29 protein-coding genes are annotated in these 26,040 nt (G+C 65.3%); 14 read left to right on the forward strand and 15 right to left on the reverse strand.

Features of this window, described 5'->3' with window-relative positions:
• Positions 1-81: 81 nt before the first annotated feature.
• The 5 genes from CO675_RS35520 to CO675_RS35540 all read left to right on the forward strand — a co-directional run bounded on the left by CO675_RS35520 (position 82) and on the right by CO675_RS35540 (position 4,540).
• Positions 82-768 (forward strand): methyltransferase family protein, encoded by a 687-nt coding sequence (locus CO675_RS35520; protein ID WP_097676537.1) that lies wholly within the window; start codon positions 82-84, stop codon positions 766-768.
• A gap of 155 nt (positions 769-923) precedes the next feature.
• A complete protein-coding gene (locus tag CO675_RS35525) occupies positions 924-1,556 on the forward strand; it encodes an HAD-IA family hydrolase (RefSeq protein ID WP_198964862.1) in 633 nt (210 codons plus the stop codon).
• A gap of 174 nt (positions 1,557-1,730) precedes the next feature.
• Positions 1,731-2,048, forward strand: a complete 318-nt coding sequence (locus CO675_RS35530; RefSeq protein ID WP_097676539.1) for a hypothetical protein — start codon at positions 1,731-1,733, stop codon at positions 2,046-2,048.
• A gap of 161 nt (positions 2,049-2,209) precedes the next feature.
• Complete coding sequence (locus CO675_RS35535) at positions 2,210-3,157, forward strand: AAA family ATPase (protein WP_097676581.1); 948 nt, start codon at positions 2,210-2,212, stop codon at positions 3,155-3,157.
• 6 nt (positions 3,158-3,163) lie between these two features.
• Entirely contained in the window at positions 3,164-4,540 is a 1,377-nt protein-coding gene (locus CO675_RS35540) for a vWA domain-containing protein (protein ID WP_097676540.1), read from the forward strand.
• An 18-nt stretch (positions 4,541-4,558) separates the two neighbouring features.
• Here CO675_RS35540 and CO675_RS35545 read toward each other — a convergent pair whose 3' ends face one another.
• The gene (locus tag CO675_RS35545) at positions 4,559-5,086 is read right to left on the reverse strand and encodes a hypothetical protein (protein WP_245453050.1); all 528 of its coding nucleotides are present in this window, start codon (positions 5,084-5,086) and stop codon (positions 4,559-4,561) included.
• Between CO675_RS35545 and CO675_RS40275 the strand changes: the two genes are divergently transcribed.
• On the forward strand, positions 5,078-5,347 hold the full coding sequence (locus CO675_RS40275) for a hypothetical protein (RefSeq protein WP_143279202.1): 270 nt from the start codon (positions 5,078-5,080) through the stop codon (positions 5,345-5,347). The genes CO675_RS35545 and CO675_RS40275 overlap by 9 nt on opposite strands.
• A gap of 71 nt (positions 5,348-5,418) precedes the next feature.
• Entirely contained in the window at positions 5,419-6,639 is a 1,221-nt protein-coding gene (locus CO675_RS35550; RefSeq protein ID WP_097676541.1) for a T6SS phospholipase effector Tle1-like catalytic domain-containing protein, read from the forward strand.
• A gap of 5 nt (positions 6,640-6,644) precedes the next feature.
• Here CO675_RS35550 and CO675_RS35555 read toward each other — a convergent pair whose 3' ends face one another.
• The 3 genes from CO675_RS35555 to CO675_RS35565 are packed head-to-tail and all read right to left on the reverse strand — an operon-like array spanning position 6,645 to position 10,695.
• Entirely contained in the window at positions 6,645-8,867 is a 2,223-nt protein-coding gene (locus CO675_RS35555; protein ID WP_097676542.1) for a xanthine dehydrogenase family protein molybdopterin-binding subunit, read from the reverse strand.
• Positions 8,864-9,355 carry a (2Fe-2S)-binding protein gene (locus CO675_RS35560; RefSeq protein WP_097676543.1) on the reverse strand — a complete coding sequence of 164 codons (492 nt, stop codon included), beginning with the start codon at positions 9,353-9,355 and terminating at the stop codon, positions 8,864-8,866. The genes CO675_RS35555 and CO675_RS35560 overlap by 4 nt, the downstream gene beginning before the upstream one ends.
• Entirely contained in the window at positions 9,352-10,695 is a 1,344-nt protein-coding gene (locus tag CO675_RS35565; RefSeq protein ID WP_097676544.1) for a c-type cytochrome, read from the reverse strand. The genes CO675_RS35560 and CO675_RS35565 overlap by 4 nt, the downstream gene beginning before the upstream one ends.
• A 144-nt stretch (positions 10,696-10,839) precedes the next feature.
• On the opposite strand from CO675_RS35565, the gene recQ reads away from it, so the two are divergent.
• The 3 genes from recQ to CO675_RS35580 all read left to right on the forward strand — a co-directional run bounded on the left by recQ (position 10,840) and on the right by CO675_RS35580 (position 15,713).
• Positions 10,840-12,708: a DNA helicase RecQ gene (gene recQ, locus CO675_RS35570; protein ID WP_097676545.1), complete on the forward strand. Its 1,869-nt coding sequence runs from the start codon at positions 10,840-10,842 to the stop codon at positions 12,706-12,708.
• 227 nt (positions 12,709-12,935) lie between these two features.
• The gene (locus tag CO675_RS35575) at positions 12,936-14,684 is read left to right on the forward strand and encodes a flavin-containing monooxygenase (protein ID WP_097676546.1); all 1,749 of its coding nucleotides are present in this window, start codon (positions 12,936-12,938) and stop codon (positions 14,682-14,684) included.
• An 84-nt stretch (positions 14,685-14,768) separates the two neighbouring features.
• Positions 14,769-15,713 (forward strand): metallophosphoesterase, encoded by a 945-nt coding sequence (locus CO675_RS35580; RefSeq protein ID WP_097676583.1) that lies wholly within the window; start codon positions 14,769-14,771, stop codon positions 15,711-15,713.
• A 23-nt stretch (positions 15,714-15,736) separates the two neighbouring features.
• Here the strand turns inward: CO675_RS35580 and CO675_RS35585 are convergent, their stop codons facing one another.
• From CO675_RS35585 to CO675_RS35595, 3 genes are all read right to left on the reverse strand, one after another.
• On the reverse strand, positions 15,737-16,999 hold the full coding sequence (locus CO675_RS35585) for a S1C family serine protease (RefSeq protein WP_097676547.1): 1,263 nt from the start codon (positions 16,997-16,999) through the stop codon (positions 15,737-15,739).
• Positions 17,000-17,205: 206 nt separating this feature from the next.
• A complete protein-coding gene (locus CO675_RS35590) occupies positions 17,206-17,451 on the reverse strand; it encodes a hypothetical protein (protein ID WP_245453057.1) in 246 nt (81 codons plus the stop codon).
• Positions 17,452-17,579: 128 nt separating this feature from the next.
• Positions 17,580-18,593, reverse strand: coding sequence for a 1-aminocyclopropane-1-carboxylate deaminase (locus CO675_RS35595; protein WP_097676548.1), 1,014 nt, complete (start codon positions 18,591-18,593; stop codon positions 17,580-17,582).
• A gap of 161 nt (positions 18,594-18,754) precedes the next feature.
• Between CO675_RS35595 and CO675_RS35600 the strand changes: the two genes are divergently transcribed.
• Entirely contained in the window at positions 18,755-19,219 is a 465-nt protein-coding gene (locus CO675_RS35600; protein WP_097676549.1) for an Lrp/AsnC family transcriptional regulator, read from the forward strand.
• Between the two features lie 21 nt (positions 19,220-19,240).
• On the opposite strand, the gene CO675_RS35605 is transcribed toward CO675_RS35600, so the two are convergent.
• Positions 19,241-19,483: a hypothetical protein gene (locus CO675_RS35605; protein WP_097676550.1), complete on the reverse strand. Its 243-nt coding sequence runs from the start codon at positions 19,481-19,483 to the stop codon at positions 19,241-19,243.
• Positions 19,484-19,777: 294 nt separating this feature from the next.
• Here CO675_RS35605 and CO675_RS35610 point away from each other — a divergent pair, with 294 nt between their 5' ends.
• Together CO675_RS35610 and CO675_RS35615 are read left to right on the forward strand one after the other, a co-directional pair.
• On the forward strand, positions 19,778-19,984 hold the full coding sequence (locus CO675_RS35610) for a hypothetical protein (RefSeq protein ID WP_097676551.1): 207 nt from the start codon (positions 19,778-19,780) through the stop codon (positions 19,982-19,984).
• Between the two features lie 190 nt (positions 19,985-20,174).
• Positions 20,175-21,329, forward strand: a complete 1,155-nt coding sequence (locus CO675_RS35615) for a LysM peptidoglycan-binding domain-containing protein (RefSeq protein WP_245453051.1) — start codon at positions 20,175-20,177, stop codon at positions 21,327-21,329.
• Between the two features lie 20 nt (positions 21,330-21,349).
• Here the strand turns inward: CO675_RS35615 and CO675_RS35620 are convergent, their stop codons facing one another.
• Complete coding sequence (locus CO675_RS35620) at positions 21,350-21,730, reverse strand: c-type cytochrome (RefSeq protein ID WP_245453052.1); 381 nt, start codon at positions 21,728-21,730, stop codon at positions 21,350-21,352.
• A gap of 22 nt (positions 21,731-21,752) precedes the next feature.
• On the opposite strand from CO675_RS35620, the gene CO675_RS35625 reads away from it, so the two are divergent.
• Positions 21,753-22,646 (forward strand): NAD-dependent protein deacetylase, encoded by an 894-nt coding sequence (locus CO675_RS35625; RefSeq protein WP_502693435.1) that lies wholly within the window; start codon positions 21,753-21,755, stop codon positions 22,644-22,646.
• A 23-nt stretch (positions 22,647-22,669) separates the two neighbouring features.
• Here the strand turns inward: CO675_RS35625 and CO675_RS35630 are convergent, their stop codons facing one another.
• The 6 genes from CO675_RS35630 to CO675_RS35655 form a co-directional block, all read right to left on the reverse strand.
• Positions 22,670-22,966 carry a hypothetical protein gene (locus tag CO675_RS35630; protein ID WP_092122321.1) on the reverse strand — a complete coding sequence of 99 codons (297 nt, stop codon included), beginning with the start codon at positions 22,964-22,966 and terminating at the stop codon, positions 22,670-22,672.
• The gene (gene minE, locus CO675_RS35635) at positions 22,963-23,241 is read right to left on the reverse strand and encodes a cell division topological specificity factor MinE (RefSeq protein WP_198964863.1); all 279 of its coding nucleotides are present in this window, start codon (positions 23,239-23,241) and stop codon (positions 22,963-22,965) included. Before minE ends, CO675_RS35630 begins: the two co-directional genes overlap by 4 nt.
• Positions 23,241-24,056, reverse strand: a complete 816-nt coding sequence (gene minD, locus CO675_RS35640) for a septum site-determining protein MinD (RefSeq protein WP_092122315.1) — start codon at positions 24,054-24,056, stop codon at positions 23,241-23,243. The genes minE and minD overlap by 1 nt, the downstream gene beginning before the upstream one ends.
• 21 nt (positions 24,057-24,077) lie before the next feature.
• Positions 24,078-24,788: a septum site-determining protein MinC gene (minC, locus tag CO675_RS35645; RefSeq protein WP_097676556.1), complete on the reverse strand. Its 711-nt coding sequence runs from the start codon at positions 24,786-24,788 to the stop codon at positions 24,078-24,080.
• A 169-nt stretch (positions 24,789-24,957) separates the two neighbouring features.
• Positions 24,958-25,209 carry a hypothetical protein gene (locus CO675_RS35650; RefSeq protein WP_097676557.1) on the reverse strand — a complete coding sequence of 84 codons (252 nt, stop codon included), beginning with the start codon at positions 25,207-25,209 and terminating at the stop codon, positions 24,958-24,960.
• Between the two features lie 47 nt (positions 25,210-25,256).
• Positions 25,257-25,973 (reverse strand): TetR/AcrR family transcriptional regulator, encoded by a 717-nt coding sequence (locus tag CO675_RS35655; protein WP_245453053.1) that lies wholly within the window; start codon positions 25,971-25,973, stop codon positions 25,257-25,259.
• Positions 25,974-26,040 lie beyond the last annotated feature (67 nt).

Below are 26,040 nucleotides of genomic sequence, written 5' to 3' on the forward strand. Positions count from 1 at the left end.
GAGCTGCGCTTCGATCCGCTGCCCGAACATGCAACGGCCCGCCCGCCCCGGCGGGGCCGTTGCCGCTCGCCGGAGAGAGACATGAACCAGAACGGCAATCCTCCTCGCATCAATCTGCGCCGCGCCGCCTGCACAATTGTGGGCCTAGGGACGCTGCTATTTCTTGCGGCGGGCACCGTGCGATGGGCCGGCGCCTGGATATTTTTGCTCGAGATCGCGATCGGCGGGCTGATCACCGAGGCATGGCTCGCAAGGCATGATCCGGGTCTGCTGGCGGAGCGCCGCACCGCGCGCGGCCAGGCCGGGTGGGATCGCGTGATCACGACGATCATGCCGCTGTTGTGGCTGACATGGCTGCCGTTGATGGCGCTCGACGCGGTGCGCTGCCAGACTTCGTTCGTCCCCCTGTGGCTGCAATGCGCCGGCGCTCTGATGATCGCCGCCTCGTTCTACGTCGTCTACCGGACCTACCGCGAAAACAGCTACGCCGCCCCGGTCGTGAAGATCCAGCGCGAGCGCGGGCATGCTGCGGTGACCACGGGACCATACGCCTATGTGCGGCATCCGATCTATGCCAGCGGCCTGCTGACCTATGTCGGCACGCCGCTGCTGCTCGGATCCTGGTATGGCCTTGGCATCGTGCCGGTCATGGCGGCGCTGCTCGGCCTGCGGTCCATGATGGAGGAGCGAATGCTCGCCGCCGAGCTCGACGGCTATGCCGAATATCTCGCCCGCGTGCGCTATCGCCTGGTTCCGATGGTCTGGTGAGCCCGTTCCGCATGGCGGAGTTTGCCGCAAACTGGCGGCTTGCCTGATCGGCGGCAATTCCAATAAAGAAGGCTGGACGCGCGTTTCCCTGTCTTCGGCCAAAACGGCCGGACGACCCGAGGCGAAGCCGCCGCTTTGCAACGGGCAGGACATTGATGATCGAGGCAGTGATCTGGGATTTCGGCGGCGTCTTGACCACCTCGCCGTTCGAGGCCTTCGCGCGCTACGAGACCGAGCGCGAGCTGCCGGTCGACATCATCCGCCGCACCAACGCCGCCAACCATCTGGACAACGCGTGGGCCAAGTTCGAGCGCGCCGAGATCGGGATCGACGCGTTCGACGCGCTGTTCGCGACGGAATCCAAGGCGCTCGGCGCCGAGGTGCGCGGCAAGGACGTGCTGCCGCTGCTCTCCGGCGACCTGCGTCCTGAAATGGTCGAGGCACTGAAGCGCATCAAGGCGAAATTCAAGACCGGCTGCATCACCAACAACCTGCCGTCGAACGCAATCGGCAGCCACAGCGGACGCACACTCTATGTCGCGGAAGTCATGGCGCTGTTCGACCATGTCATCGAGTCCGCGAAGATCGGCCTGCGCAAACCCGACCCGCGCATCTACCAGATGATGGTGGAGACGCTGCAGGTGAACCCGAAGACCTGCGTCTATCTCGACGATCTCGGCGTCAACCTGAAGCCGGCGCGCGAGATGGGCATGACGACGATCAAGGTTGCGAACGCCGCTCAGGCGATTTCCGAGCTCGAAGCCGCGACCGGCCTCACGCTGAGGTGAAGCGGCCTTCCGGCATATTCACTCCGCATTCAGGCGACAGTCTCTAATTCTCAGCCTCCCCCTGGGTCACGGCGCGACCATGAGATCGCATCGTGATCCCATTCCTGGTCTGAGCATGACGTTCCGGAAAAGCCGACATCGCTTCTCCGGATCATGCCCGCGGAGGCACATCCCATGAAACGTTTCGTCGTCGCCCTTGTCTCGGCTGGTTCGCTGCTGGTCTCGGTCGCGGCATTCGCGCAAGCAGCCTCAACCCCGGCTGCAGCGCCGGCAGCGGCTCCTGCGCAAGAGAGCACGTCGGCGGCAGTGCCCGTGCCCGGTGCGAAGCGCGCGGCCTGCCAGAGCGCCGCGAAGGCACTGAAGGGTCAGGATCGGCACGACCAGATGCAGCTCTGCATGGCGCAGGCGCATCTCGACTGCCTGAAGCAGGCGATCGACCAGAAGATCGTCGGCCCGCAACGCAAGGATTTCGTGAAGAGCTGCGCGAGCTAGAGCTTGCCGCCTCCGGGTATTGCGCTCGGCGGAAATACCCCGGGACCATGCGCTAAGCGCAGCGTTTACCCCATGCCTTTGCGGGCCAAACGAGCCTTGTGCTTTGCCCGCAACGGGAGCAGAACAGGTCCGAGTTCAAGGCAAATTCGGAGCTGATCCTCGTGGCTGACACCAGGCCCACCGCCTCGATCGAGGCCGTGGAAAGCGGCCTCGCCGCGCAAGGCTATATCGCGAGCCGGCAGATCGCGACCGCGGTCTATCTGTCGCAGCAGATCGAGAAGCCGATCCTGGTCGAGGGCCCTGCCGGCGTCGGCAAGACCGAGCTTGCGAAGGCGATCGCGGCCTGGCGCGGCCTGAAGATGATCCGCCTGCAGTGCTATGAGGGCCTCGACGAGGCCAAAGCGCTGTATGAGTGGAAATATGCCAAGCAGCTGCTCTACACCCAGATCCTGAAGGACAAGCTCGGCGAGGTGCTCGGCGGCGCGCAGTCGCTGGCCGCGGCGCTCGACCAGCTCCACACCTTCGGCGACGTGTTCTTCTCCAAGGAGTTCGTCGAGCCGCGGCCGCTGTTGCAGGCTCTGGAGCAGCCGGCCGGCTGCGTGCTCCTGATCGACGAGATCGACAAGTCGGATGCCGAATTCGAATCGCTGCTGCTGGAAATCCTCTCGGACTTCCAGGTCACGATCCCCGAGCTCGGCACCGTCTCCGCGGTGGCGCCGCCGACCGTGATCCTGACCTCGAACAGCGAACGCGATCTCGGCGATGCCTTGAAGCGGCGCTGCCTGCATCTGCATATCGGCTTCCCCGAGCAGAAGCTGGAAGAGCGCATCGTCGAGAGCCGGGTGCCCGGTATCTCGCAGACGCTGCGCAAGCAGATGGTCGGCTTCATCCACGAGATCCGCTCATTGGACCTGAAGAAGCTGCCCTCAGTCAGCGAAGCGATCGACTGGGCGCGCGTGCTGGTGCTGCTGCAGGCCGGCGAGCTCGACACCGAGATCGTCAAGGACACGCTCAACGTGCTCCTGAAATACGAGGCCGACATCGAGGCCGCGGCGCCGCAGATATCGTCCTTCATCGCCAAGGCGTCGCGCCAAGGCGTGTTCAGCTAGGCCAAGATGCGCGAGAACCTGCATCGCTTCTTTCGTGCGGCGCGGGGAGCCGGGGTCCGGGTCTCGCCCGCCGAAAGCATCGATGCGATGCGGGCGGTGGCTCAGGTCGGCTTTGCCGACCGCGACATCCTGCGCGACACGTTCCTGTTGACGCTTGCCAAGACGCAGGATGAGAAGCGTTCGCTCGGCGAATGCTTTGACTTGTTCTTCAGCCAGCCCGAGCCGCAGCAGGACGCCGCCGAGCAGAACAAGACCGGCGACGACAGCGAATCCGGCGCCAACCCGTCGGCCGATGAGCATGGCGATGCGGCGGGTGGCGCTGCCAACGAGAATGTCGGCCCATTGGCGCAGATGCTGCTGTCGCAGGATCGCGCCGCGATATCGACGGCGATCGCCAATGCCTCCGGCGCCGCCTCGCTGCCCGATATCCGCTACTTCACCCAGCGCGGCATCTTCCAGACCCGCATTCTCGATGCGATGGGCATCCAGCGGCTGCGCGACGACATCGACGAACAGACCACCCGCAACCCGGCGCTCGCCGAACGGCTGCAGGAGGCGCTCAACGGCCTGCGCGGCACCGTCCGCGACACGGTCTCGCAAGCCTTGCTGCTCTACGGCCGCGAAGAGACAGAAAACCTGCGCAACGAGATCCTGCGCAACGCCCCGCTGGCGCGGATCGAGCCGCGGCAGGTCGAGCAGATGCGCGCGCTGATCCGACAGATCGCGCGCCGGCTGCGCGAACGCTATTCCAAGCCGCGCAAGCGTCAGCGCCGCGGCCATCTCGACGTCCGCCGCACGTTGCGGCGGAACGCAGCCTGGGGCGGCGTGCCGTTCCTCACCGCGTGGAAGCGCAAGCATCGCGACCGGCCGAAGATCGTAGCGCTGTGCGACGTCTCGGGCTCGGTCGCCCGCGTCTCGGACTTCTTCCTGCTCCTGATCCACAGCCTGCACGAGGTCGTCGACGACGTCCGTTCGTTCGCCTTCTCGGGCCATTTGATCGAGGTCAGCGACATCCTGGAATCCAATTCGCCGGAAGAAGCGATGAAGGAGATCATGTCCAGGGTCGGCTTCGGTTCGTCCGACTACGGCAATTCCTTCGCCGATTTCGAGGACAATTGGATGAGCGCAATCACGCCGCAGACCACGGTGATCGTGCTCGGCGACGCCCGCAGCAACAATCTCGATCCGCGCGCCGACATCCTGCGCCGCATCGGCGAGCGCTCGAAGCGGCTGGTGTGGCTCAACCCCGAAGGCCGCATGGTCTGGGGTTTTGGCGATTCCGAGATGCCGCGCTACGCGACCTTCTGCACCGTGGTGCGCCAATGCGCGACTGCCCAGCAGCTCGAGCGCGCCGTCTCTGACATCGTGGCGACGTATCAATAGACCGCGCAGTCGGGACTGCTATATCGCGAGCGACTCGCTGTGGAGGAACCACCCGACTAACGCAACCAGCGTCAGCGCGATCGACGCGGAGACACTGACGAGCTTGATCGTCGTGATCGCCTTCAGCATCGAGACGGAGCGGGCCGCCGCATGCGGATCGCCGTGCAGCAACAGCCAGGCCAGCAGGCAATCCTCGATCAGGTCGCTCAGCAGATACACCGCCGGCACGACCAGGCCGAGCCACGCTGCGGTCGGATAGATCTGGTTCAGCCAGAATGATGACGCCGCGCCCATCGCGCCCGCCAGCGCCAGCATGACGACGAGATCGAGCGGGAACAGGATCGGGAAGACATATTTCATCCGCAGATCGGATTGCACCAGTTCGCCGAGCTGATCGCCGGTGTAGCTCAGCGTCTTCTCCGGAAAGCGGGTCCGGAATCTACTGGCGAAAACGCGATCCGAATAGCTACCGACCCACCAGAACAGTCCGAACGCACTCACCACCAATCCCGCGAGAATGACCGTCACGAGCGCTTGGTGGCTCATGCCGATGCGTTCCTGTCCATGGTGTGGAGGCTGCGGAAGGCCGCAGGCAAGATGATCGCGCGCACCGGCGAAATCCCTGAAGGGCAGAAAATTCGACGCAATATCGCAATGATTGACGACGAGATTTCCACCTTTTCCAAAGTGTTGCAATTGAATTCTGCGGATCGCTGGTTAGAGCGCGCACGCCCGCGCGATGTCGGCCGCAGACGCCGGAATGACAGTCGGCGTTCATGCCGCGCACATAGAACCGTCTTCAATTGAAGATTGAATCTTCCCCGTGTTCTGCCGTACATTGAGATCGCGAATTTTCACGGCGGCCGCGGGGGCAACGGATGCCGAAGGATATTGTGATTTGTTGCGACGGCACCGGCAACGAGATCGGCGCCAATATTTCCAACGTGCTGAAGCTGTTTCGCGTCGCCGACAAGGATGACCGGCAGCGCATCTACTATCATCCGGGTCTCGGCACGATCGGCCTGCAGAACAGCTGGGGCCGCTTCAAGCAGGAGGTGCGCGGCCTGTTCGGGCTGGCCTTTGGCGCCGGCCTCGACGAGGACACGCTTGGCGCCTACCGTTTTCTGTGCCGGCTCTGGGAGCCCGGCGACCGGGTCTGGATGTTCGGTTTCAGCCGCGGCGCCTATACCGTGCGCACGCTGGCGGCTTTCATCCATGCGATGGGCCTGTTGCCGGTCGACCAGCTCGACCTCGCCAGCCATGCCTTCGGCACCTACAAGAAAGCCAGCTCCGACGCCCAGAAGTCCGACGGGACGTTTGACCCTGCCCCGCTGAAGGAAGTCTGGCACTTCAGCCAGATCGCCGGCGGGCGCAACATCGACATCGAGTTCGTCGGAGTCTGGGACACCGTGGCCTCGATCATCGTGCCACGGCAGGACAACTTCCTGTTCGACATCCAGACGCTGCTGTTCACCCGCACCAACTCCAGCGTCAAATGCTTCCGCCAGGCGATCTCGATCGACGAACGCAGGCGCATGTTCCGCCTCAACCGCTGGATCGAGCCGCAGAAGTTCCGCACCGATCCGTTCGATCCGGCAACGGAGGTGGACCAGGACATTCGCCAGGTCTGGTTCGCCGGCGTGCACTCCGACGTCGGCGGTGGCTATCCCGAGGACCAGAGCGGGCCGTCAAAATTTCCGCTGATCTGGATGCTCGAGCAGGCCAAGACCGCCGGGCTGCACATGGATCAGGCGCTGATCGATCATCTCGCCTGGGGGATGCCGCTGCCGCCGCACAAGTTCGACTACGTGCCGCCGAGCGCGACCGCCCCGCTGCACAATTCGCTGACCGCCGCCTGGGAAATCCTGGAATGGATTCCGAAGAGCGACAAATGGAAGGAGTGGCCGGAGCGGAAGTCCTTCCTCGGCTTCTATCTGCCGCGCGGCGAGCCGCGGCCGATACCGGACGGGGCGACCATCCATGCCTCGGTGGTTGAACGGATGGAGAAGGATACGACCTACAAGCCGATCAACCTGCCGACGACCTACAAGGTCGAGCCAATGACGCCGCCTCCGGCGCCACCCGCTCCGACGGCCTGACCAATTTACGCATCGATCGCATCCTTGATCCGCTTGCGGCTGAGCGGCAGGTCGCGCAGCCGCTTGCCGGTCGCGCGCGCAACGGCATTGGCGAGCGACGCAGCGGCCGGCCCCTGCCCGGTCTCGCCGCTGCCGAGGAACGGCTGGCCCGGGCGGTTGATGATGTGGACGGCGATGCTGTCGGGCACGGCATTGAAGCGCAGGATCGGGTAGGTCTGCCAGTCGATGCTGGTGATCCTTGCTTCATCGAAGGTGACGCTCTCATAGAGCGTCCAGCTCGCCGACTGCACGATCGCGCCCTCGATCTGGTTGGTGATGCCGTCCGGATTGACGACCTGGCCGGCATCGACGGCAGCGACCGCGCGCACCAGCCGAGCCCGGCCAGTCTCGCGATCGACCTCCACCTCGGTCGCAATGGCACAATAGGCGGCCAGATTCTTGTAGCGCGCGAACGCAAAGCCATAGCCGCGATTCTGCGGCGCCCTCGCACCGGGCGTCCAGCCGAATTCCCGGGCAGCGGTCTCCACCACCGCGCGGCCGCGCGCATCGTCGAGATGGTTGAGGCGAAACGCGACCGGATCGGCGCCGGCGAGATCGGCCAGCTCGTCCATAAAGCTCTCGATCGAGAACACATTGTGATAGGCGCCGAGCGCGCGCATCGCCGAAATCCGCAAAGGCATCGCGGGAATGAAGTGGTGCATCACATGCGCGTTCGGGAAATTGTAGATCGGTATCGCGTTGCGATCGCCGCCGCCCTCCGGCAGCGGCAACGGCTTTGGCGCAGGCACCGCAAACGACCGCGCCATGTGCTGGGCCGCGAGCAGCGAGCCGGCGCCGCCCGGCCGCATCGAATGCGTGTTGCTCCACACCGCAAAATTCCAATCGGCGATCCTGCCGTCGACCGTGAGCGAGGCCCTCAACTTCGTCACCATGGCCGGGCCATACGGCTCCCAACCGTGCTCCTGCTCGCGCATCCACTGCACCCGGACCGGGCGCCCGGGCAGCGCATGGGCAATCAGCGCGGCGTCAGCGGCGGCATCGTCGGCGCCGTTATGGCCGTAGCAGCCGGAGCCCTCGACATGGATCAGGCGGACGCTGGCAAGCGGCATGCCGAGCATTTCAGCGATGGCCTGCCGGTCGGGATAGACGCCTTGGGTGTGCGTCCACACCGTCATCGCGCCATCGCCGAACTGCGCGAGCGCGCAGGACGGCCCGATCGAGCCATGCGACTGATAGGGCCGCGTGTAGGTCGCCTCGAGCGATTTCGTGCCGCTCACCGCGGGATCGCTGCGTTCGAAAATTGCGAAGTCCTGCGACGGCAGCGCGGTCAGCACATCAGCCAGATCCCGCTGGTTCGGCAGCTTCGCGCTCTCCCGCCACTTCGCCGCGGCTGACAGCGCATGCATGGCCTTGACCGCCGAAAACTCCTTCTCCGCCACCACGGCAAGGAAATTGCCGTCGCGCACGACTCCGACCACACCGGGCATCTTCTCGATCGCGGCCGTATCGCATTCGATCAGCTTCGCGCCGTAGCTCGGCGGACGCACGACGCGCGCATGAACCATCCCAGGAAGGCGCATGTCCTGCACATAGGCGGCGCCGCCGGTGACCTTGGCCGGAATATCGACGCGCGGCACCGGTTGACCCATCACCTTGAAACTTGCCGGATCCTTCAGGCGCGATGTCGGCTGCGCCTCGACATGCAGCATGTCCGAGGCGACGAGCTCGCCATAGCTCAAGTGCCGGCCGTCGGGGGCGATCACCGCCGCATTCTCGGTGCGCAACGCGTCGGTTGGCAGATCGAACCGCCTCGCTGCCTCCGCAACCAGCAGCGCACGCGTCTGCGCCGCGGCATGCAGGATCGCGGTGCCGCTGTCTTGCATCGAATGGCTGCCGGAGGTGTAGCCTTCGTTCGCCGTGAGCTTTGTATCGGCAGTGATCACCTTCAGCGCATCGAAGGGAATATCGAGCTGCTCGGCGGCGATCTGCTGGAACGCGGTGCGGAATCCCTGGCCGAGCTCGGCCTTGCCCGTAAAGGCCGTGATCTGGCCATTGGCGTCGATCCGGATCCAGGAATCCAGATTGGGTGAGGTTGCGAGGCTGCCCGGCAGCTTCGGGCCCTGAGCCTTCTGCTCCTGCGCCACCGCATGGCGCAGCGAGAAGCTGACGATCAGCGCGCCGCCACCGGCCAGCACGCTGCGGCGATCGAGCACTATCGGCGCGATCATCGGACGCCCTCCTCGCTTGCGGCGTCGGCCGTATCCATCAGCCGCGCGGCGCGATGCACCGCGCGCAGGATGCGCATATGGGTGCCGCAGCGGCAGAGATTGGGCTCCAGCTCGGCGCGGATCTGTGCATCGGATGGCTTCGGGTTGCGCATCAGGAGCGCCTGCGCCCGCATCATCATCCCGGCGATGCAGTAGCCGCACTGCGCTGCCTGCTCCTCCATGAAGGCGCGCTGGATCGGCGCCGGCGCGGCCACGGTGCCGAGCCCTTCGAGCGTCGTCACCTGCTTGCCCTCGACGAGCAACAGCGGCGTGACGCAGGACAGCACCGCCTTGCCGTCGACGATCACGGTGCAGGCGCCGCATTGCCCGAGCCCGCAGCCGAACTTCGCGGCATTGAGCGCGAGATCGTTGCGCAGCACATAGAGCAGCGGCGTATCCGGATCGGCATCGACCTGGTGATCCCGGCCATTGACCTTCAGCGTTGTCATGGCGTACCTCGCCGTCTGGTTTCCGCAGGCGCGTCGCGCGCCGCAAGCGACGTGGCCTGCGCCGCGCGCGCCTCGTGCACCGCCTTGTCGAGATCGTTCCACGCCGGTTGCTTGCCGAACCTGGAGCGCAGATAGTTCGCGAGCTCAACCACCTGCGCGTCGTCGATGCTGGCCGCGAATCCCGGCATGATCGGACTGCGCTCACCCGCGGCGGCACTGATGCCCGCCAGCACGATATTGAGGAGGTTGCGCGGGTCGGAGCCTGCGATCGCCGTGCTCAGCGCGAGATTGACACCGCCATAGGGCAGCGCCCGATTGCCCTCATGGCACGCTGCGCAGGCCGCAGCATAGATCGCCGCGCCCGCGGCGTTGGCTTGCGCTGCGTCCGCTGATGCCGATTGCGCCACGGCATCGGCGGGCGGCTTGCGATCCGGCGCCGACGTACCCGAGACATCGGCCATGTACACGGCGATGGCGCGCACATCGCTATCGGCGACATCAGCCAGATTGCCGACCACTTCAGCCATCGGCCCGCGTGCGGTGCCGTGATCGGAATGCCAGCCGTGGCGCAGATAGGCGTACAACGCGTCAGCCGTCCACCGCACCGGGGCGTACGAGGCATCGTTCAGCGCGTAGGCGTGCCAATTGTCGACCTCGCCGCCGGCGAACTGCGCGTTCACGCGTTCCGCGCCAAGCACGTTGCGCGGCGTGTGGCAGGCGCCGCAATGCGCGAGCCCCTCGACCAGATAGGCACCGCGGTTCCATTCCGCGCCCTTGGCCGGATCGGAGGGGACGTCGCCGCTGCGAAGATACATGAACTTCCACCCGGCAATCAGCGGCCGATAGTTCAACGGAAACGCCAGCTGATTCGCCGGCGGCGACGCACGCACCGGCTGCCGCGTCATCAGGAACGCATAGAGCGCCCGGTCGTCTGCATCGGAGACAATGGTGAAATGGTCATAGGGAAAGGTCGGGTAGAGATGCCGGCCGTCGCGGGCGACGCCCGAGCGCATCGCGCGGACGAACGCCTCCTCCGGCCAGCCGCCGATGCCGGTCTCGGCGTCCGGCGTGATGTTCGACGAGAAGATGGTGCCGAACGGCGTCGGAACCGGCAGCCCGCCGGCATAGTTCCCACCGCCCTGCACGGTATGGCAGGTGTTGCAGTTGCCGATCGCCGCGAGATCGCGGCCGCGCTTGACGGTGTCAGGGTCGAACGTATCAGGCCGGGGCGGCGCAATGGCCGCGATCTGCGGCCGCCAGGCGATCGCGGCGCCCGCGGCCGCGCCGGCGACCAGCACGATCGCGGCAATGCCTGTGATGATCCGCAGCTGACCGGCCATGCGTGAATTGAGTTTGTTGTTGGGACGTGTATTAACACGTTTCGTTCCGGTATCGTTCGGCCAGAAGACCTCGATCACCGCCTGTTGACCCCAAGGAAGTCCAAAGGAAATCCAGGGGAATCCCAAGGGATCAAGCAAGGGATCATGACCGCCCAGCCCGCCCTCGATCATGCATCCGCTCCGCCTCGCGACGCGCGGTCCGTGCTCAGCTCCGTATTCGGCCTGTCGGGCTTCCGCGGCGCGCAGGAGAAGATCGTCCGCCACGTCACCGATGGCGGCAATTGCCTGGTGCTGATGCCGACCGGCGGCGGCAAGTCGCTGTGCTACCAGCTGCCGTCGCTGCTGCGCGACGGCTGCGGCATCGTGGTGTCGCCCCTGATCGCGCTGATGCGTGACCAGGTCGCGGGGCTCACGGAAGCCGGCGTCAACGCCGCGGTGCTGAACTCGACGCTGTCCTATCAGGAAGCCTCCGAAGTCGAGCGGCGGCTGCTCGCCGGCGATCTCGATTTGCTCTATGTCGCGCCGGAACGGCTGCTGACGCCGCGCTGCCTCAGTCTGCTCGGCCAGGCGCAGATCGCGCTGTTTGCGATCGACGAGGCGCATTGCGTCTCGCAATGGGGCCATGATTTCCGCCCGGAATATATCGGCTTGTCCGCGCTCGCCGAGCGCTTCCCCAAGGTGCCGCGCATCGCGCTGACGGCAACCGCGGACGCGCTGACGCGAAAGGAGATCGCCGAACGGCTGTCACTCACCGGCGCACCGGAGTTCGTCGCAAGCTTCGACCGCCCCAACATCCGCTACGAGATCGTCGACAAGCAGAACGCCACCACGCAGCTCAAGAGTTTCATCAAGGAGCGCCATGCCGGCGACGCCGGCGTGGTCTATTGCCTGTCGCGCGCCAAGGTCGAGGACGTCGCGGCGTCGCTGAGCGAGGCCGGCATTCCCGCGCTGCCCTATCACGCCGGGCTCGACGCCAGCGTGCGCGCCCGGCATCAGGACCGCTTCCTCAATGAGGACGGCATCGTCATCGTCGCCACCATCGCGTTCGGCATGGGCATCGACAAGCCCGACGTGCGCTTCGTCGCGCATCTCGATTTGCCGAAGAGCATCGAGGCCTACTACCAGGAGACCGGACGCGCCGGCCGTGACGGCAAGCCGTCGGCCGCGTGGATGGCCTACGGCCTCTCCGACATCGTGCAGCAGCGCCGCATGATCGACGAATCGACCGGCTCCGACGCCTTCAAGCGCGTCTCGATCGGCAAGCTCGACGCGCTGGTTGCGCTGGCCGAGACCGTGCATTGCCGGCGGCAGCGCCTGCTCGGCTATTTCGGCGAGGCCCGCACGGACGAAAGCTGCGGCAATTGCGACAACTGCCTGACGCCGCCGCGGGTCCGCGACGGCAAGGTGCTCGCCCAAAAGCTGCTCTCTTGCGCCTATCGCACCGGGCAGCGCTTTGGCGCCATGCACCTGATCGACGTACTGGTCGGGCGGCTGACCGAACGCGTCAAGCAGTTCAACCACGACCAATTGTCGGTGTTCGGCATCGGCCGCGAGCTCAACGAGAAGCAATGGCGCGCGGTGTTGCGCCAGCTGGTGGCGATGGGTCATCTGCGCGCCGACAGCGACGCCTTCGGTGCGCTGAAACTCACCGATAGTGCCCGCGGCGTGCTGAAAGGCGAGACCGCGGTGATGCTGCGCGAACAGCCGGAAGGCGCGCGCAACCGCGCGGTTCGCGGTAAGTCACGTCGCGGCGACCTCGCGCCGACGACCGACAGCCCGGGCGGTGTGGCGAACCCCGCGCTGCATGCAGCGCTGCGCGCCTGGCGCTCGGAGGTCGCGCGGCAGCGCGGCGTGCCGGCCTATGTGGTGCTGCACGATTCAACCATCGACGGCATCGCCGCGATGCGTCCGGACACGCTGGGCGAACTGCGCAACATCGCCGGGATCGGCGACAAGAAGCTCGAGCATTACGGCGACGAACTGATCCGGATCGTGAAGTCCAACGACGGCTGAACAATCGGCATTGGCGATGGCCGCCGATTGACGGATTTCATCGCAACGAGTCTCACCCGAAGCAGCGCCAGGATACCGCGACCCTCAGCCCCGCGGCATGGGAGCCATACCCGGCGCGGGAATGCACGCGCTTGCAGGCCGCGCCGCCCTGGCCCTAATCTTTAGGTCGTTGCGTCCAACGAGACGCGGACAAGACATAACGACAAGATATAGGGATGAGACGGGCCATGGCTCAGGAGAGCACCGCGCGCAAGGCTGCGCGCCCTGCCGAAACTGCAACGTTCGACGCCGTCGTGATCGGCGCAGGATTCGCCGGCCTGTACATGCTGCATCGGCTGCGCGGGCTCGGCTTCACCGCACGGGTCTATGAGGCCGGCGGCGGGGTCGGCGGCACCTGGTACTGGAATCGCTATCCCGGCGCGCGCTGCGACGTCGAGAGCCTGCAATACTCCTTCTCGTTCTCCGAGGAACTCGATCAGGACTGGAGCTGGTCGGAGAAATATTCTCCGCAGCCCGAAATTCTCGCCTATGCCAACCACGTCGCCGACCGCTTCGACCTGCGCAGCCAGATCGTGTTCGACACCCGCGTCACCGCTGCGACCTTCGACGAAAAGGCGGGCAGCTGGTCGATCGAAACCGATCGCGGCGACAGGGTCACCGCCAAATTCTGCATCATGGCGGTCGGCTGCCTGTCGGCGCCGAACCGACCCGCTTTCCCCGGGATGGCGGATTTCCGCGGGCCGATCTATCACACCGGCGAATGGCCTCATGAGGGAGTCGACTTCACCGGCCTGCGCGTCGGCGTCATCGGCACCGGATCGTCCGCGATCCAGTCGATCCCGATCATCGCGCAACAGGCGTCCGAGCTCACCGTGTTCCAGCGCACCGCGACCTGGTCGGTGCCGGCATGGAACGAGCAGCTGTCGCCGGAATATCTGAAGGAAGCCAAGGCGCATTATCCGGAGCTGCGCGCGAAGGCGCGTGCGCGCCCCACCGGCTTCTACTTCCAGTTCAACGCTCAGCCCGCATTGCAGGCAAGCGAGCACGAACGCGAGCGGCTCTATGAGGAAGCCTGGCAACGCGGCGGCCTGCCCTTCCTCGGCGCGTTCGGCGACCTGTTGTTCGAGAAAGCCGCCAACGACACCATCGCCGATTTCGCGCGCGAGAAGATCCGCGGCATCGTCAAGGATCCCGCCACCGCCGAGCTGCTGTGCCCTCGAAACGTGTTCGGCTGCAAGCGGCTCTGCGTCGATACCAACTACTTCGAGACCTACAACCTGCCGCACGTGAAGCTGGTCGACGTGTCGACGACACCAATCGAACGCTTCACCACCGAGGGCATCGTGGTCGACGGCACCGAATACAAATTCGATGCGATCGTCTCCGCCACCGGCTTTGCCGCCATGACGGGCTCGTTCGACAAGATCGCGATCACCGGCCGCGGCGGGCAGACGCTCGCCGAGAAATGGCAGGCCGGTCCGCGCGCCTATCTCGGCCTCGCCACGGAAGGATTTCCGAACCTGTTCATGATCACCGGGCCCGGCAGTCCGTCGGTGCTCGCGAGCATGATCCAGGCGATCGAGCAGCATGTCGACTGGCTGGCGGATTGCATCAGCCACATGCGCGATGTCGGCGCCGGCACGATCGAGGCGGTGCGCGACGACGAGGACGCCTGGGTCGCCCATGTCAACGACGTCTCCACGGTCTCGCTGCGCTCGACCTGCAGCTCCTGGTATGTCGGCGCCAACATCCCGGGCCGCCCCCGCGTGTTCATGCCCTATATCGGCGGCTTTCCGATCTATGTGCAGAAATGCAATGAGGTGATGAATTCGGGCTATGACGGCTTCGTGCTGCAGGGTGCGCGCAAAGGCAACGCACCGCCGCAGGTCCGCTTCACCGAGCGCTGGCAGGTGCCGCTCGATATCGAGGTGATCTCGCCGGCCGCGGTCGCCGCCAAGCGCGTCCCCATGGTCTGAGCTCCGGCGGTATCCCGCACCGGCGTTGCGCATGATAGTGTCGTGCCGGGTTCGCGTTTCGCATCGCGGGCTGCACGGAGGATGATGGCCGACACGGCATTGCAGGGATTGGTCGAGCGGATCGGCGCAGATCACGTCGTGCGCCGGCTTGGAATCGAGGCCGCGCATGAGAAGCAGCTGTTCGGCCAGGGCACACTCGTGTTCAACGTCGAGAACTGGAAGCTGGCGCCATGGGTCGTCGAGACTGCGCTGAAAGTCGCCGGCCTCCATGGCCGCGCGCGGCGCAACGCCGACCGGGTCGAGGTGCGGCGCAATCTGGTGACGTCGACGCGCCTGCCGGCGGCGTTCGACGGCTTCACCATCCTGCAGCTCAGCGATCTCCACGCCGACATCAGCCAAGGCGCGATGCGGCATCTCACCGACATCGTCCGCTATGTTGCCTGCGATATCTGCGTCCTCACCGGCGACTATCGCGGCAAGACGTTTGGCTCGTTCGAGACCAGCCTCGCGCTGATGAAGGATCTCTGCGCGCGGATCAAGTTGCCGCTCTACGGCATCCTCGGCAATCACGACAGTATCCGGATGACGCCGGCGCTGGAGGCGATGGGCATCAGGATGCTGTTCAACGAACAGGAGCCGATCACGCGCGACGGCGCGACCATCCATCTCGCCGGCATCGACGATGCGCATTTCTATCGCACCGACGACATTGCAAAGGCTGCCGCGGCGATCCCGCGCGATGCATTCTCGATCTTGCTTGCGCATACGCCGGAATCCTATCGCGAGGCGGCAGCAAGCGGCTTCGACCTGATGCTGAGCGGCCATACCCATGGCGGCCAGCTCTGCCTGCCCGGCGGCATCGCGATCAAGCTGGAGGCGCGGCTGCCGCGCAGGATGGGCAAGGGCGCGTGGTGCTTCCAGACGCTTGCCGGCTACACATCAACCGGCGCCGGCACCAGCCTGGCGCCGGTGCGGCTCAACTGCCCGGCCGAGATCACGGTGCATACGCTGCGGCGGCTCGGCGCGTGAAACGATAGAGCGCCGCGCCGGCATCAATTCCCCGGCTTCTTCGCGCCGGAGGCTTGTTCGTTCACCTTGCACGTGATCAGGAGCGTAAAGCCGCGCGCGTCCTTCGCGATCTCGGACGTCTCCCGCTTTGTCGCATCATGCCAATCGGCGACCTGGTACTGCACCGCGCTGTTGTCGAGGAAGTCGCGCAACGCCCCGGTCTTGATCGCGAAATTGATGTTCTCCGGGATGGTTCCCGTCGCGCGCGCGACCCTGACCGCGTCGAGCTTCGCGGCCACGACGCCGACCACACCACCGCCGAGATCGAACAGCGGGCCGCCGCTGTTGCCCGGCTGCACCGCGGCGCTGATCTGCAGGAAGCGGGTGTCGTTGAGGATGCCGCTGAGCGAAGAGACGATGCCCGTGGTCACGGTGAAATCGGACGTCAGCAGCCCGTGATAGGGATAACCGATCGCCACGACGCCATCGCCGACCAGAATGGCATTCTGCCTGATCTTGGCGACATCCTTGAACGGGGACGGCGCCTGCAGCAGCGCGAGATCGTTGGTCTCATCGCTGGACACCAGCCGCAGCTTGGCCGGCGCCTCGCCGCTCAGGTTTCCGGTAATCTCGCTGCAACCGTCGATGACATGATGGTTGGTGACGACATGGCCGCTGCTGCTGACGACAAAGCCGGTCCCGGTCCCGGACTTCGCCTGCTTCGCCGGTGGCGGGTTCGGCGCAGCCTGCGGCGGCGCGGCCGCGGGCTTGGTCGCGACAGCGAACTCCCCGGCACCGGCGACGCCGTTCTTCTTCACCGAGACCACGCAGTTGAGGAGCGCCGGCAGCAATTGCGCGGTCTGATTGAGGTTGAATTGAAACAATTGCCCCTGCGCGAACGCCGTCATCTGGCGCGCCTTGCGGAACTGATTGATCAGCGCCGAATTCACCGGCATCTCGACATTCACGAGCTTCTCGCCGAGCGGCATGCCGTAGACATTGAACGCGGGCTGGCCGTCAAAGGTCAGCGCAAGCGGAAAGGCTTCGCCCGGCGTCAAACGCCAGCTGTCATGAGCCAAGCCCAACCGCCAGCTGCCATTGGCGGCGACCGCCACCATGAAGAAGATGCCGCTCTGGTAGGTGCTCCCCGCCGAGCAGTGCGTGAACGCACCACTCTTGTCGTCGGTGAAGGCGCCGCCCTTCCAATTGCCGACCGTGATCGAGCCGTAGGGACCGCGGGCGTTCGACGGAGTTGCAACCGCAAACAGCCACGCGGCCGCAACGGCCGCCCAGATCACAACTCTCATAACGCACACTCCCCAGCCACAACCTTTTATAGGAGGCGGAGAAATTCATCCGCAAGTGGTGCGCGGCTTGGCCTTTGGTTCAGCGGCCACGCAATACCGCCGCAGATGAGGTGATCGCCACACCCTCTGGTTACAGACGATATGTTCCTATTTTGTTCCTAAGATGTCAACCCGGACACATTCCAACCCGCCGCGCCGGGCGGAGGCTACTGCGGCTCCCTAACCGAAGACTGCGTCGGCGGATTTGGATCGCTGAACCAGTAGCGGGATGCGAAGGCATGCACGCCGACGCCGATCAGGAAAATGCCGGCATAGAGCTCGATCTCGCTGTTCATCGCCAGCAGGCGAGCGCGCGGCGTATGACCATGGCCCTGGTAAGCCCAAAACCAATGCCCCACCGCGACGATGCCGACGCCGAGCGCGGCGATGGCTCGGCCGGCCGCATTCATCATCCTCACGCGAAGGTCTCCCGACTCGCCCGGCCTGGGCAGGATATCGGGAGAAGCTGACGCCGACCTGACGCGGTAGTGGCGCAGCCCGGAGTCGCTTCAATCCATCCAGGCTACGAAACGGGATCGCCTCAGCCGTTCCTGAACGCGTAGGCGTAGCCGTTGAGCGCCGGCGCGCCGCCGAGATGGGCGTAGAGCACCTTCGATCCGGCCGGGAAGAAACCCTTCTGCACCAGATCGATCATGCCCTGCATCGACTTACCCTCATAGACGGGATCAGTAATCATGCCTTCCAGCCGCGCGCTGAGGCGGATCGCCGCCTTGGTCTCTTCCGACGGCACGCCGTAGGCGGGGTAGGCGTAGTCCTCGATCAGCACGACATCATCCTCGACGATGTCGCGGCCAAGCTCGACCAGTTTCGCGGTGTTCTGCGCGATCGACAGCACCTGCGCCTTGGTCTGCGCGGGCGTAAATGAACCGTCGATGCCGATGACATTGCGCGCACGCCCGTCGGCGGCGAAGCCGACCAGCATGCCGGCATGGGTCGAGCCGGTCACCGTGCAGACGACGATGTAGTCGAACTTGACGCCGAGCTGGCGCTCCTGCGCACGGACCTCTTCGGCAAAGCCGACATAGCCGAGCCCGCCATATTTGTGCACTGAGGCGCCCGCGGGAATGGCATAGGGCTTGCCGCCCGCCGCCTTCACTTCCTCGATCGCCTGCTCCCAGCTCTTGCGAATGCCGATGTCGAAGCCATCGTCGACCAGGCGCACATCCGCGCCCATCACGCGCGAAAGCAGGATGTTGCCGACGCGGTCGTAGACGGCGTCCTCATGCGGCACCCAGCTTTCCTGCACCAGCCGGCACTTCATGCCGATCTTGGCCGCGACTGCCGCGACCATGCGGGTGTGGTTGGATTGCACACCGCCGATCGAGACCAGCGTGTCGGCGTTGGAAGCGATCGCGTCGGGGATGATGTATTCGAGCTTGCGCAGCTTGTTGCCGCCGAAGGCGAGCCCGGAATTGCAATCCTCGCGCTTGGCATAGAGCTCGACCTTGCCGCCGAGATGCTTTGACAGCCGATCGAGCTTCTCGATGGCGGTCGGCCCGAAGGTGAGCGGGTATCGCGCGAATTTCTCCAGCATGCTGGCATCCTCTTTGGTGGTCTGGAACGGCGGCCAGAACTACCACTCCAGGCGCGAAAGGTGCTCTCTAAGTCAGCCCATCTGATTGTCAGTGATTGCACTATTAGAACTGAATGATACGTTTTCTCTCACCTATTTGCCCTATAACGAAAGATTCTTCCATGTCAGCCCGACTCGACCGCATCGACCTCAAGATGTTGAGATTGCTGCAGAAGAACGGCCGGCTCAGCAACGCCGAGCTGGCCGATCAGGTCGGTGTCAGCCCCGCCACCTGCCATCGCCGGACTCAGGCGCTGTTCGACGAGGGCTTTCTCAGTGGCGTTCGGGCCATGGTGGCGCCCCGCAAGGTCGGCATGGGCACGCTGGTGATGGTCGGCGTCGTGCTCGACCGCTCGACGCCGGAGAGTTTTGCGAGTTTCGAGCAGGCGGTGGCGAACCTCAAATGCGTACTCGACTGCCACCTCGTCGCCGGCGACTTCGACTACTTCCTCAAGATCCGCGCCGGCGACATGGAGGATTTCAACCGCATCCATGGCGACCAGCTGATCGCACTGCCCGGTGTGCGGCAGACCCGCACCTTCTTCGTGATGAAGGAGGTGGTGGACAATGCGGCGCTGGAGTTCTGAGTTGCGGCTCCGTCCGGCAGCCTACTTCGAAGCCTTGTCGATCTTGTGCGCGAGATGGCCGGTCTGATGATCTCTGCGGAGTTGGCTCAGCGAGGTCTCGTTCAGCGCTGCCAGGACGTCGCTCAGCTTCTCGGTTTCGGGATAGCCCGCGGCGAAACCCGGCCCGTAAACCTTGCGCAAGGTGCGCAGCAGCGTGTTTCCGTGCTTGCCGCTGATTTCGCCGTCCTTGTTGGGATGCCGGTGGTCGAGGCCTGCCTTGCTCATGCTGCTCTCCCTTGAACTTATTGGCCGGCAGCATCTGCCTGCGGCGATCAAATGGCAATTGAGGCCGCAAACCGGCCGGGAACCGCTCCGACGCGCTCACGCATGCTTCGTCGAAGGCGACTATTCAGTGGCTATTTGCCGCGTATTCGGTCAATGTCACCATGTGCTCCTGCGGGCTCCGGAGAGGCCTGACGCGGCTGTCGAAGCAGCAAGTCGCGTCCATACGGGAAGCCACAGCTCCATTGCGTCACAGCACGGTCCTGCGTGAGAGCCCCCAACTGCAGAGGTGGACAGATGTCATATGCCTACAAGCTGAATGAAGACGTTCGCCACCGGGCCCAGGGGCCGCAAGGTCGAGCCGAGGCCGATGAGCCGGCGGTCTACACCATTGTTCAACGCATGCCGATCGAAGCAGACGGGCGGCTTCGGTACCGGATCAGAAGCAAAGCGGGCAATATCGAGCGCGTGGTGACGGAAGAACAGCTGTCGTATTCGCAATAGGCTACGCGGCGCCGGAGTCCTGAGCCAGACGCGGTCCCGAGCCTGCTGCGTCGGCCATCCTGCCCGAGAGGAGTAGTCCTTTCATTCGACTTGATGGGCCGCGCAAATCGGCGCAGTCTCTCCCGGACTCCCCACAGGGCTGCAGGGTCGCGCGCGGCTGCGCGGGTAGATCGATCCGGGGGTGACAGTCATGAACGTCACGGCGATGCGACTGGCCATACCGTTGCTGGCACTTGCGGCCGGCGGCACAGCTGCGTTCGTCTTCGGCATTCACCAAACCCAGCAGATCCTGGGCGTGAGCACGCGCTTGATGGCGACAGCACCAGCGGCTCCCGCGCAAGACCAGGACGCGGCAAAACAGGACAAGACCGCGCTGGCAAAGGCGCAGACCGAGACCGCGGCGCTGGCCAACGCGTTGGCAGGAGCCTCGCCGACACCGGGCGGCAACGCGGTGCCGGAGTTCGACGTCGTGAACATCGAGCCGACCGGCGCGGCCGTTGTCGCCGGCCGGGCGCTCCCCGGCGCGACAGTGGAGTTGCTGCGCAATGGCGAGGTGCACGATCGCGCCGTGGCGGACAAGTCCGGCCAGTTCGTGATGGTGCCCCGCCCGCTTCCGCCGGGAAACTACGACCTCACCCTGCGCATCACGCATGATGGCAAGCAGGTGACCTCCAGGCAGAGCGTGGCCGTGGCGCTCGATGCTGCGGCCAGCGAGCGGCCGATGGTGGCGCTGATGGTGCCGGACAAGCCGATCCGCGTGCTGTCGCAACCTGCGCCCACCTCGCCGGCGGCCGGGAAGGTAACTGTCGAGGCCGTTGAGACCGAACCGGGCGGCAAGCTCCATGTCAGCGCCCAGGCAGCTCCCGGCGCAACGGTCAGGCTCTATCTCAACGACAGTCTGATCACATCCGCGACGGCCGACGCGACAGGGCATCTCTCGGTCACGATCAACAAGGGCGTAACGACCGGCGACTATCGGGTTCGGCTTGACGAGGTCGACCTCGGCTCCGGCAAGGTCCGCGCGCGTGCCGAGGTGCCGTTCAACGCATCCGACCCGACGACCACTGCATCGATCCCGACGCCTGCGGCGGCGTCCGCGCGTACGGATGCGACCGCGCCGCAGTTCGCGGCGGCGACCACCGCCACGTTGAGCTCACCCTCCGCCGTGATCGTGCCGAAGATCACCACGACCACCGTGGTGCGCGGCGACAGCCTGTGGCGGATCAGCCAGCGCGCATTGGGCGCCGGGCAGCGCTACGCGGTGATCTATCGGGCTAACTCGCGGCAGATCCGCAACCCCAATTTGATCTATCCCGGCCAGGTCTTCGTTTTGCCGACGCGGTGACGCCGGCATCCTGTCCACGTTCACTTGCCAGGGGATTTCAGGAAAGCGACGATCCTGGCGCGATCCTCCGCCGCGCGCACGCCGGTATACGGCTTCATGCCGTTGCCCGACACCACCGCTTCGGGGTCCTCGATGAAGCGCAGCAGCGTGCGCTCATCCCAGACGATGTCGGACGATTTCATCGCCTCCGAATAGGCAAAGTTCGCCACCGATCCGGCCTTGCGGCCGATGATCCCGTGCAGATTCGGGCCAACGCGATTGTCGCCGTCCTTGACGGTGTGGCAGGTGCGGCAGGAATTGTTGAACGCCTGCTCACCGGACACGCCTGCATCCTCGCCACATGACGGCGACAGCGGCAGGGACACCAGCCCGCAAACAACGACGATGAATCCCGGTCGCATCGATCACTCCGTCGGAAGTGCCATGCCGTCAACGCAGAGGCAACGTGAAAGGTCCTCGCGCGGCAGGCCCTACATCTGGCGCCGCCGCGCGCGCAGCACTAGATGTGCTGCCATGCAGCACCCCGCCCTCGAGGATTTCGTCGCCGGCCACCAGCGCCTGTTTGTCCTGACCGGGGCCGGCTGCAGCACCAATTCCGGCATTCCCGACTATCGCGACAGCGACGGCAACTGGAAGCGGACGCCGCCGGTCACCATTCAGGCATTCCTGGGCGAAGCGGCGACGCGGCAGCGCTACTGGGCACGCAGCATGGTCGGCTGGCGGCGGTTCGGCCGCGCGGCGCCGAATGGTGCGCATCGCGCACTGGCGAAGCTCGAACAACAAGGCCGCTGCGAACTGCTCTTGACCCAGAACGTCGACCGCCTGCACCAGGCCGCCGGCAGCCAGCGCGTGATCGATCTGCACGGCCGGCTCGATGTCGTCCGTTGCCTCGGCTGCGGCGCGACGACGCCGCGCGAACAGTTTCAAGGCGAGCTGGCGCGGCTGAATCCCGCCTGGCTCACGCTCGATGCCACTGACGCGCCCGACGGCGATGCCGATCTCGAGCAGGATTTTTCGTCATTCGTGGTGCCGGCCTGCGAGGCCTGCGGCGGCGTGTTGAAACCCGATGTGGTGTTCTTCGGCGAGAACGTGCCGCGCGATACCGTCGCGTCGGCGCAGACGCATCTCGAGCAGGCCGACGCTCTCCTGGTCGTCGGCTCCTCGCTGATGGTCTATTCCGGCTTTCGCTTCGTCCGGATGGCGGAGCAGCTTGGCCTGCCGATCGCCGCGGTCAACCTCGGCCGCACCCGCGCCGACGAGCTGCTCACGCTCAAGGTCGAGGATAGTTGCGAGACCGCGCTGGCGTTTTTGCTATAGGCCAGCGCCGTTCGCCTGCGCTTTCACGCGCGATGGCGCTGCGACTTGGCCATCGGCATGTTGGCGTTCCAGTGCGTCCAGCTGACGCTGGCGAGGCTGCCCCGGTCCGTTGCCAACGGACGACGGGTGCGGCGCTCGTACTCGGCGATGCAGCGGCCGGACTCACCGATCTTGCGCTGCAATTCGTCGATCGTCATCTGCGTTGCACGGCCGCAATTGGCCTTGCCGAGCTGATCGACCTCGATCGCCTTCAACGCCGCACGCAGCTTCTTGAGCTGCGCGCGCTGCCAGGCGATATGACTGTTGCTGTCTGCTGTCATGTAGCCGCCACCATCTTTGATCGTTGCACGCCGTTGGGAACCTCGATGTCGACTTCGAGCATCGAGACGAACTTGCCGCGATCCATCTTGACCACGACCTTGTCGGGATCGACGTCGATATGCTTGGAGACCACGCCCAGGATTTCCGAGCGGAGCATCTCCAGAAGGTCCGGCGTGCCGGTCCGGCCGCGCTCATGCGACAGCAGGATCTGCAACCGCTCCCGCGCGACGGGCGCCGATGCAGCGCGGCCACCGAACAGCCGCATTACGTTCATCATGCCGCCCTCCGTCGCAGCAGCCGGTCCATCAGCCCCTTGCGCTCGACCGGCACGGTCATCTCGACCGCCTCGCCCATCAGGCGGCGCACCGCGTCGGTATAGGCCCGCGCCGGCGCACTGCTCGCAGCGTTCAGCGTGACCGGGCAACCGACATTGGAGGCGCGCAGCACGTCCTGGCTTTCCGGGACGATGCCGAGCAGCGGCGTGGCAAGGATTTCCAGGATATCGTCGATCGACAGCATCTCGCCGCGCGCGGCGCGGGCGCTGTCGTAGCGGGTGACCAGCAGATGCTTCTCGACCCGCTCGCCGCGCTCGGCGCGAGCGGTCTTGGAATCCAGCATGCCGATGATGCGGTCGGAATCCCGTACCGACGACACTTCCGGATTGGTGACGATGATGGCCTCGTCGGCGTAGCGCATCGCGAGCGTCGCGCCGCGTTCGATGCCGGCCGGGCTGTCGCACAGGATCCAGTCGAACTTGGTCTTGAGATCGGCGATCACGCGCTTGACGCCTTCTTCGGTCAGCGCATCCTTGTCGCGGGTCTGCGACGCCGGCAGCAGCCAGAGATTTTCCAACCGCTTGTCGCGGATCAGCGCCTGCGGCAGCTTGGCGACGCCCTGCACCACATTGATGAGATCGAACACGACCCGCCGTTCCGCGCCCATCACCAAATCGAGGTTACGCAGGCCGACGTCGAAATCGATGACGACAACGTTCTGGCCCATTTGCGCGAGCGCCGCGCCAAGCGCGGCGGTGGAGGTCGTCTTGCCGACCCCGCCCTTCCCAGACGTCACGACCAATACCTTGGCCATTCTCTCTCTCCTTGTGGTCGATCAGTTCAAAGCTGTGATGCGCAGCATCTCGCCCTCGAGCCACGCCTGGGCGGGCCGGTTGCGCAAGCTGTCGGCGATTTCATCTGCGGTCTGGTAGTAGCCGTCGATGGCGAGCAGTTCGGCCTCGATCTTCTGGCAGAAGATCCGCGCCGCCGAATTGCCGTTGATGCCGGCCATCGCGCGGCCGCGCAGCGTGCCGTAGATATGGATCGAGCCGCCGGCGACGATCTCGGCGCCGGAGCCGACCGAGCCGAGCACGGTGACATCGCCCTCGGCGAACACGATCGACTGACCGGAACGCACCGGGCTCTCCAACAGCAGCGACGGCAGCTTGGTCTTGTCCTTGTTCTTTTCCTGCACCGGCGGCGTCTTCGGCTCGACGTGGGTGATCGCGCAGGCGCGGCCGCCGGTCAGCAGCGGCGGCAGGTTGGCGCCGAGCTTGGATTCGTCGACCCCCTCGATGCCGAGGATGCGGATGTTGCGTTCAGCGAGGCTGCCGACCAGATGCGCGATCGCGGCCTGGCTGAGGTCGACCGCCGAGAGGTCCAGCACCACAGGCTTGCCGGTGAAAAAGCCCGGTGACTTCCCCAGCGTCGCGTCGATCTCGGCGAGCCAGGACACCACCGGCACGACGGGCGAGAAAACGAACGCAACGTAGGAACGGCCGCGCATGCGGACCTGCTGACGTGCCACCTGTGGAGTTGCGTCCATCGCCTCTGACTCGGTTGTCTTGTCGAATGGTTAACAATCGGACCGCATGGTTAATCAAAGGTTAACAGAGGGTGGTGTTTTCACGGATTTGCGAGGACTGCTCCTTTGGCAATCGCCGTTGGCTGCGACCTGTTGCCTGGACGCATGATTCTGGGACCGGCGGCGCGGATCAACGCCGCGACGATGGCGATCGATCGGCCTGCACCGATGCATCGAACACCGCGCGGCATGACGGGCTGAGCTGCTCGACCTGCGCGGCCATGCAATCCCTGATCCGGCCACGGTCCGGAATGTAGGCGCCGCACAGGCGGACCGCGTCACCCATGCACGCCTGGCGCTGCATGGATTCGTTCGGCCCGGACTGGGCCATGGCGGGCGCGATGGTTGCACCGAGAAGGACGAGGGCAAGACGAAGCTTCATGGATCACTCTCTCACTGGCAGGTTGAAATGTTGGTCGAGACTGGATGTCACGACAGCGGTGGGCGGCCGTTGCGGGCGGCGGGTTCGGCGCCGGCTTGCGACGGCGGCAGGTGCAGAAGCGTTGCGACCGTGGTGTCGAGCAGCTCGGTCCACGCGGTCGCGGGATCGATCTCGGGCGCGAACCGGCCGAGCAGCATCGGAAACGACGGCGGCTGGTTGAGCGCGGCGTTGAGCAGCGCGAAGAACAGCGCCGGATGGCTGCTGCGGATGATGCCGGCCGCGATGCCGGCCTGAAACAGCTCGCGCGCGCTCTCATAGGCCGGGCGCAACAGCTTTTCTGTCACCAGCGTGGAGCGCTCGGGCGCCTCCGCGCCATGGCGCACCACGAAATTCCGTACCTGCGGATGCGCGGCGTAGAATGTGGCAACGCGGATGATGAGATCGCGCAGTCGGTCGCCCAGCGGTCGATCCGCATCGACGGCGATCGCGTGCACCTCGGCCATCACGGGCATCGCAAGCGCGACGATGCGGTCGACGCAGGCCTCCCACAGCGCGGCCTTGTTGCCGAAATGAACGCGCACAAGATTCGGCGCGACGCCCGCCGCCGCGGCGACGCTGCGCAGGTCAGCACCGTCGAAGCCTTGGGCCGCAAAGGCCTCGGTCGCCGCGATCAGCAGCGCCTGGCGGCCGTCGGGCATGTCCTTGCTGCGGCGTCCCTTGGGCCGGGAGGCCGGCAGCACGGCGGCAGTCGTCGCTCCAGTCATCGCTCACCAGATATGTTCAAATGGACATATAAACTGGCAAGCCTGGATTTCAAGTTTGGGACGAGAT

This window comes from Bradyrhizobium sp. C9, from assembly GCF_002532045.1.
Lineage (GTDB): Bacteria > Pseudomonadota > Alphaproteobacteria > Rhizobiales > Xanthobacteraceae > Bradyrhizobium.

Bases quoted from the DNA above. Each gene is read 5' to 3' on its own strand.
- CO675_RS35520 (WP_097676537.1), top strand. From the start codon at position 82: ATGAACCAGAACGGCAATCCTCCTCGCATCAATCTGCGCCGCGCCGCC.
- CO675_RS35525 (WP_198964862.1), top strand. From the start codon at position 924: ATGATCGAGGCAGTGATCTGGGATTTCGGCGGCGTCTTGACCACCTCG.
- CO675_RS35530 (WP_097676539.1), top strand. From the start codon at position 1,731: ATGAAACGTTTCGTCGTCGCCCTTGTCTCGGCTGGTTCGCTGCTGGTC.
- CO675_RS35540 (WP_097676540.1), top strand. From the start codon at position 3,164: ATGCGCGAGAACCTGCATCGCTTCTTTCGTGCGGCGCGGGGAGCCGGG.
- CO675_RS35545 (WP_245453050.1), bottom strand. From the start codon at position 5,086: ATGAGCCACCAAGCGCTCGTGACGGTCATTCTCGCGGGATTGGTGGTG.
- CO675_RS35550 (WP_097676541.1), top strand. From the start codon at position 5,419: ATGCCGAAGGATATTGTGATTTGTTGCGACGGCACCGGCAACGAGATC.
- CO675_RS35555 (WP_097676542.1), bottom strand. From the start codon at position 8,867: ATGATCGCGCCGATAGTGCTCGATCGCCGCAGCGTGCTGGCCGGTGGC.
- CO675_RS35560 (WP_097676543.1), bottom strand. From the start codon at position 9,355: ATGACAACGCTGAAGGTCAATGGCCGGGATCACCAGGTCGATGCCGAT.
- CO675_RS35565 (WP_097676544.1), bottom strand. From the start codon at position 10,695: ATGGCCGGTCAGCTGCGGATCATCACAGGCATTGCCGCGATCGTGCTG.
- recQ (WP_097676545.1), top strand. From the start codon at position 10,840: ATGACCGCCCAGCCCGCCCTCGATCATGCATCCGCTCCGCCTCGCGAC.
- CO675_RS35575 (WP_097676546.1), top strand. From the start codon at position 12,936: ATGGCTCAGGAGAGCACCGCGCGCAAGGCTGCGCGCCCTGCCGAAACT.
- CO675_RS35580 (WP_097676583.1), top strand. From the start codon at position 14,769: ATGGCCGACACGGCATTGCAGGGATTGGTCGAGCGGATCGGCGCAGAT.
- CO675_RS35585 (WP_097676547.1), bottom strand. From the start codon at position 16,999: ATGAGAGTTGTGATCTGGGCGGCCGTTGCGGCCGCGTGGCTGTTTGCG.
- CO675_RS35590 (WP_245453057.1), bottom strand. From the start codon at position 17,451: ATGATGAATGCGGCCGGCCGAGCCATCGCCGCGCTCGGCGTCGGCATC.
- CO675_RS35595 (WP_097676548.1), bottom strand. From the start codon at position 18,593: ATGCTGGAGAAATTCGCGCGATACCCGCTCACCTTCGGGCCGACCGCC.
- CO675_RS35600 (WP_097676549.1), top strand. From the start codon at position 18,755: ATGTCAGCCCGACTCGACCGCATCGACCTCAAGATGTTGAGATTGCTG.
- CO675_RS35605 (WP_097676550.1), bottom strand. From the start codon at position 19,483: ATGAGCAAGGCAGGCCTCGACCACCGGCATCCCAACAAGGACGGCGAA.
- CO675_RS35610 (WP_097676551.1), top strand. From the start codon at position 19,778: ATGTCATATGCCTACAAGCTGAATGAAGACGTTCGCCACCGGGCCCAG.
- CO675_RS35615 (WP_245453051.1), top strand. From the start codon at position 20,175: ATGAACGTCACGGCGATGCGACTGGCCATACCGTTGCTGGCACTTGCG.
- CO675_RS35620 (WP_245453052.1), bottom strand. From the start codon at position 21,730: ATGCGACCGGGATTCATCGTCGTTGTTTGCGGGCTGGTGTCCCTGCCG.
- CO675_RS35625 (WP_502693435.1), top strand. From the start codon at position 21,753: ATGCCGTCAACGCAGAGGCAACGTGAAAGGTCCTCGCGCGGCAGGCCC.
- CO675_RS35630 (WP_092122321.1), bottom strand. From the start codon at position 22,966: ATGACAGCAGACAGCAACAGTCATATCGCCTGGCAGCGCGCGCAGCTC.
- minE (WP_198964863.1), bottom strand. From the start codon at position 23,241: ATGAACGTAATGCGGCTGTTCGGTGGCCGCGCTGCATCGGCGCCCGTC.
- minD (WP_092122315.1), bottom strand. From the start codon at position 24,056: ATGGCCAAGGTATTGGTCGTGACGTCTGGGAAGGGCGGGGTCGGCAAG.
- minC (WP_097676556.1), bottom strand. From the start codon at position 24,788: ATGGACGCAACTCCACAGGTGGCACGTCAGCAGGTCCGCATGCGCGGC.
- CO675_RS35650 (WP_097676557.1), bottom strand. From the start codon at position 25,209: ATGAAGCTTCGTCTTGCCCTCGTCCTTCTCGGTGCAACCATCGCGCCC.
- CO675_RS35655 (WP_245453053.1), bottom strand. From the start codon at position 25,973: ATGACTGGAGCGACGACTGCCGCCGTGCTGCCGGCCTCCCGGCCCAAG.